At 56.6% G+C, this 5,694-nt stretch carries 3 protein-coding genes; 1 reads left to right on the top strand and 2 read right to left on the bottom strand.

Annotated features, from left to right (window positions below):
- A partial coding sequence (locus BFP95_RS22830; RefSeq protein ID WP_256534294.1) for a hemagglutinin repeat-containing protein occupies positions 1-971 on the bottom strand: 971 nt, incomplete at its 3' end.
- A 331-nt stretch (positions 972-1,302) separates the two neighbouring features.
- On the opposite strand from BFP95_RS22830, the gene BFP95_RS22825 reads away from it, so the two are divergent.
- Positions 1,303-1,560: a hypothetical protein gene (locus tag BFP95_RS22825; RefSeq protein ID WP_065872837.1), complete on the top strand. Its 258-nt coding sequence runs from the start codon at positions 1,303-1,305 to the stop codon at positions 1,558-1,560.
- Between the two features lie 416 nt (positions 1,561-1,976).
- On the opposite strand, the gene BFP95_RS22820 is transcribed toward BFP95_RS22825, so the two are convergent.
- The coding region (locus tag BFP95_RS22820; protein ID WP_175405994.1) for a hemagglutinin repeat-containing protein at positions 1,977-5,694 on the bottom strand (3,718 nt) is incomplete at its 5' end.

Here is a 5,694-nt window from a genome sequence, read left to right as displayed (position 1 = left end):
GCCCCGCTCAACTCCATGTTCTTGGTGCTCACCAAATCACTGGCCACCACCTTCAACTCACGCCCCGCCGTCAGCGACACGTTGCCCGCGCTAGAGCCAATCGTGCTGCCGGTCAAGGTCATTTCATTGGCTGTGCCGTTGTGTTTGGAGCTGTTGATGTACAGCTTCTGGTTGCCGGTCATGTCGTCCAGACCGAGCTTGTTGCCGGTCAACACGCCGGTGAGGTCGCGGTTCTTCTCCTTGTGCATGTCGGTGCGGGCGAAGGTGTTTTGCGCCGCGTCGATGGTCAGGTCGCGGCCAGCCTGCACGGCGAGGTCGCCGGTGCTGACCAGGTTGGAACCGGTGACGATGGCATCGCGCTTGGCGGCGACGGTGACGGTTTCGCCGGAGACCATGCTGCCCAGGGCGGTGGTGCGTTTTTCGTCGACTTTGTCTTGGACTTTGCTCGACTTGAGGCCGCCCCAGCTGCTTTTGCTTTCCTTGCGTTCGTGACGGGCGCTGTCTGAGTTAGTGACGGCGAGGATGCTCACGTCCTGGCCGGCCGCAAGTTGCGTGGCGCCTTTTTCGGCGGTAACGGCGCTGCCGGCCAGCAGCAGGTTTTCACCGGCCACGACGGTGCTGTTTTTGCCGGCGCTGACGAGGCTGCCGACGTTGTTCATGGCGTCGGTTTCGTCGAGGCGGAATTTCTTGCCCTGGGAAGTTTTTTTGGTCTTGCTGTAGAAGCTGTAGTCCTGGTTTTCGGCGGCTTTGAGCTCGAGGTTTTTGCCGGATACCAGGTACGCCTCGTTGCCGGCCTTGATCACGCTGGCGACCAGTTGCAGGTTCTGCCCGGCGCTCAGGGTGGCGTCGCCGCCGGCCTTGATCACGCTGGAGACTTGCTGCACGTGGTCTTCGATGCTTTTGATCTTTTTCGAGTTGTAGGTCGAGTGCTGTTCGTTGGCTGCCGCGATGGCGTTGAGGGTGGCGATCACGTGCAGGTCGCAGCCGGCTTGCAGAATGACGTGTTGGCTTTTTGATGCCTTGCGCGTTTTTACGCTGAGGACTTATAGTCCGCCGGTCGCCCACATGGCGATTCAGGTTTGGCGACCTGACGGTAGAGAATGCGCAAGCTGGGAGCTTTTTTGCAGCCACTTGCGCGCCTGCAAAGTCGTCTTATGACGGCTGTGCGCGGGAGACCTTCGGGTCTGCCGGTTTTCTCTACTGCCGGTTCGCCAACCTGCGTACAGCTGTCACCCATTCGTTGGCGACGTTTGAGTGATGGCATTCATCACTTAAGTAGAGAGTCCAAAAATGAATAGATACATGCCCCTGACAGGCCACGATTCAGCTATCCCGGCGCTGCTGATCGACACGCAAGCGCCCCTTGATGTTCTCTATGACGCCGCCACGTACCGCATTCGTGCGGTGACTCAGTTTTTGGAGAACCTTGCGTTTCGGGAGGAGATCAGCAGTGATGCGATTGTGCTGCACGACTTTGCACTGTTGTTGGCAATTCCGCTGAGAGATGGGTGTGATTTGCTCGATGTGATTGGGCGGAAGTTGAATTCACAAAATTCATAAATAAAAATGGGCGGTTATTTTCATAACCGCCTTATTTGAAGCATTTCACACAGATAAAAATAAAAACTCAATTTTTAAAGAACGCAATATTGCCAAGCAAGCTCCACTCACACTCACACAAAAAACGTTGCCTGACCCCGATTACCACTGAACAAATCCGTTTCCTTTATCTCAGTAATACCGTGTACTACCATCCCCCATTACCAGATATATAAGACTTGACATACTTCCATCTCGTGACGATCCAATACGCGGAAAATAAAAATGTAAGAGGAAATCCGATCCAGTTGTAAACCCACGGAGAGTCCGTACCCAAGACAAGAGTAATCACAGCCGCGATGAGCATTGCAAGTACCAAGCTAATAGCCAATATCATAAAAAAAAGGGAGATGGATAAAAAAAACCCATCTATCCATTTATTTTTTCTCATGCGAAACCCCCTCATAAAAAGTATACCCTTTATCAGCAACAGACTTCAGATACAGTGTCAGTGCTGAGCCATAGGGTACTGCTTTTCCAAAAACAAACTTATTATTATCAAAACTATGCACAGTAACTCCGAACATCGAGTTAGGCTTATTAAGTCCGTCCGCCAAGCCCATTTTAAGAGGAACCTTAACGAAGCCAGAGCCCAATGACAATGCTAAATCTGCACCACTATAAATAACAGGTCCATAACCGCCAGGAATCTCATTAAATACTTCTTTTACGGGGTTATAGCCACCCCGGCTATTGTTGAAATGATTATAAACTCCCGTAATACCTTCTGACACGTTGCCGAGCCCGAAGGTCCCCATCGGAATGCCGAAGCCGCACCCGACTAGCGAGACACATAATGCGTAACCCGCCGACACGCTAATCGCTCCCCCCCCTATCGCGGCAGCATCCTTTGTCACCGGAAGGGCATCGCGTGTGCTGAAGTCAAATACGGTATCGGTCATTGAGTAATTGAAGAGCCCTTTGTCTTTTTGCGCATTTACCCACTCAAGCTCCTTGCTCAAACCGACCATATCGGTCTCGCTCAGATATGCATCGTGATATTCCTTCGTACCCCTATCCAAATGAGCCCAGCACTTGATGATGTAGCACGTGGCCTTATCCAGATTGGCCTCCGTGAAGTCGCCTTTCTGCGCCTCAGCCTTAATCGCAGCTATCTCGGCCTCATGAGCAGCTCGGTTATAGACGTCTACCGACATCGCATTCCCCGCCGCAACAACAGCGCCAGAGGTACCGTTGCCAGAGCCGACTACAGTCCCGACGCCTGCTGCGATAAATGCGGCCATCGCATCTTGATCCACACCCTTGATACCATTTTTACCCAACGCATCCGCAATGCTCGGCATCAAGGCCGCAGAAGCCCCCGCGCCCAACGCACCGCTCTGCACACTGCCACTGGACAACCCCATAGCCGCGCCCGCCAGCGCATGCAACATCACACGCGCCGCGCCTCCTTCAGCCCAAGCCGCCCGAGTGGCCGCATCTGCCTTCGGATCAGTCGCACGTGAGTGGGCGTAATCGCCAATTTTATTGAAGATATCGCTGGAGGCCGTGTTAGCGACAATACCCACCGTCGTTCCCACAGGTGCACCACCCAGCCCTGCCGCAATCAACCCGGTCGCAATGTCTGCCATTAACTTCTTGTCGCCACCAACCTGCCAGCGCTTGGCTTCCGCATAAGCGGCATTTGCTGCGAGTACCGTTCCAGCGGCGTCCGGCGAACCGGCTTCGGTCTGGGTTTTGGCTTTATCGGCCAGTGCTTTCGCCTCGTCCGCCTTCGCCTTGCCCACCGCACTGATCACTCCACTGGCCAACTGCGCCGAGCTTTGGATCAGGTCGATACGTTCCTGCATGGCCTTTTCATCAGGCCGGTCGAGCTTCTGATTGGCATTGGCAGTGTCGCGGTTCAGCCCGACTAGGTCATTGGCGCCTTCGGCATTGCGAACCACAATCGTGCCTTCGCTGACCGCGCTGCGGGTGTAACTGTGGTCTTTATCCTTGAGTGCTATCGGGATGGCGCCGCCCGGCGAGGTGCCGCCGCCGCTGCTGGTGGAGACCGAGATGCTCGCCGACTGGCTCTCGATCTCACTCTTGTTCTTGATATCGCTGACGATCAGACGATCCGTGCTGAGGCGGTTGTTGTCAGCGCTGGCTTCGCTGGCAATCACCGCGCCTTGCAGGGTGGTGGTTTTGCCGACATTGATGTCGTAGCCGCCTGTGCCCGCATACAAGCCGCTCTGGTTGGTCACGCCCTTGTAGTCGCTGTTCATCTTGGCGGCGGCAAGGTTCGCCGAGGCGGCGACGGTGGAGCCGTAGCAGAACGGCGGCACGCAGATGCTCGCGCCGAAGCCTGCGCTGTTCTGTTTGCTGCGCGATGACTCGGTGTCCTGGAGAGAGATGATATTGAGGTTGCCGCCAATATCGGCCTTGATCCTGTCCGCGCGAACCTGGGCGCCTTTGAGGGTGGTATCGCCACCGCTTTGCAACAACAGGCTGCCGGTATCGAGGGTGCTGTTGACTTGAGTAACGGAGTTACCGTTGCCATTGTTCTTGGCACCCTGCGCACCGAGGTCGAGGGTGAAACCGTTTTGCTCGCCAATATTGAAGCTGGCGCCGATGGCGGTTTTGGTTTTCGACCCTTCGTTTTTGCGGTCGGTGGTGTTTTGTGCGCTTTGCATCAGCACATCGTTTTTGGCCAGCAACAGGGTGTTGGCGGCTTTCAAGCGGCTGCCGGTGATCTGGATATCACCCTGAGTCCCCGCCGCCGCGCCTGTGGCAACGATCGACAAGTCTTGCCCAGCGTTGAGCGTGCTCTGCTTGGCGGTGGCGCTGTTGAATTCGCTGCTGTTCTTGCTGCGGTTATTGGCCAGTTCAGTGCCGATCTTGATCAGCGAACCGTTGCCGGGCGTGCCGCCAGTTTTGTTTTTGAAGCCGGAGCTTTGTGCATTGGCGTCCGACGCCTGGCCGTTGAGGTTGTAGGCGGCGAGGGCTGCCTGAGCAATTTTGACTGCCTTGAGGCGTGGGTCATCAGCACTGCGCGCCGCTTTGACGGCATCGCGCATGCTGGTGGCGGTGTCCACCACCGAGCCCGCGATCACACGCCCAACCGCCAAACTTTTTGAACTGTCCTGACTGGTCTGACTGGCCGTCTCCATTCCCGAAGTAACGGTGACATTCGCCCCGCTCAACTCCATGTTCTTGGTGCTCACCAAATCACTGGCCACCACCTTCAACTCACGCCCCGCCGTCAGCGACACGTTGCCCGCGCTAGAGCCAATCGTGCTGCCGGTCAAGGTCATTTCATTGGCTGTGCCGTTGTGTTTGGAGCTGTTGATGTACAGCTTCTGGTTGCCGGTCATGTCGTCCAGACCGAGCTTGTTGCCGGTCAACACGCCGGTGAGGTCGCGGTTCTTCTCCTTGTGCATGTCGGTGCGGGCGAAGGTGTTTTGCGCCGCGTCGATGGTCAGGTCGCGGCCAGCCTGCACGGCGAGGTCGCCGGTGCTGACCAGGTTGGAACCGGTGACGATGGCATCGCGCTTGGCGGCGACGGTGACGGTTTCGCCGGAGACCATGCTGCCCAGGGCGGTGGTGCGTTTTTCGTCGACTTTGTCTTGGACTTTGCTCGACTTGAGGCCGCCCCAGCTGCTTTTGCTTTCCTTGCGTTCGTGACGGGCGCTGTCTGAGTTAGTGACGGCGAGGATGCTCACGTCCTGGCCGGCCGCAAGTTGCGTGGCGCCTTTTTCGGCGGTAACGGCGCTGCCGGCCAGCAGCAGGTTTTCACCGGCCACGACGGTGCTGTTTTTGCCGGCGCTGACGAGGCTGCCGACGTTGTTCATGGCGTCGGTTTCGTCGAGGCGGAATTTCTTGCCCTGGGAAGTTTTTTTGGTCTTGCTGTAGAAGCTGTAGTCCTGGTTTTCGGCGGCTTTGAGCTCGAGGTTTTTGCCGGATACCAGGTACGCCTCGTTGCCGGCCTTGATCACGCTGGCGACCAGTTGCAGGTTCTGCCCGGCGCTCAGGGTGGCGTCGCCGCCGGCCTTGATCACGCTGGAGACTTGCTGCACGTGGTCTTCGATGCTTTTGATCTTTTTCGAGTTGTAGGTCGAGTGCTGTTCGTTGGCTGCCGCGATGGCGTTGAGG

This window comes from Pseudomonas sp. 58 R 12, from assembly GCF_900005865.1.
GTDB lineage: Bacteria > Pseudomonadota > Gammaproteobacteria > Pseudomonadales > Pseudomonadaceae > Aquipseudomonas > Aquipseudomonas tritici.
This window is presented reverse-complemented; position numbering and strand designations above follow the sequence as displayed.

What these genes read in the sequence shown, in the direction of transcription:
- BFP95_RS22825 (WP_065872837.1), top strand. Translation starts at nt 1,303, where the DNA reads ATGCCCCTGACAGGCCACGATTCAGCTATCCCGGCGCTGCTGATCGAC.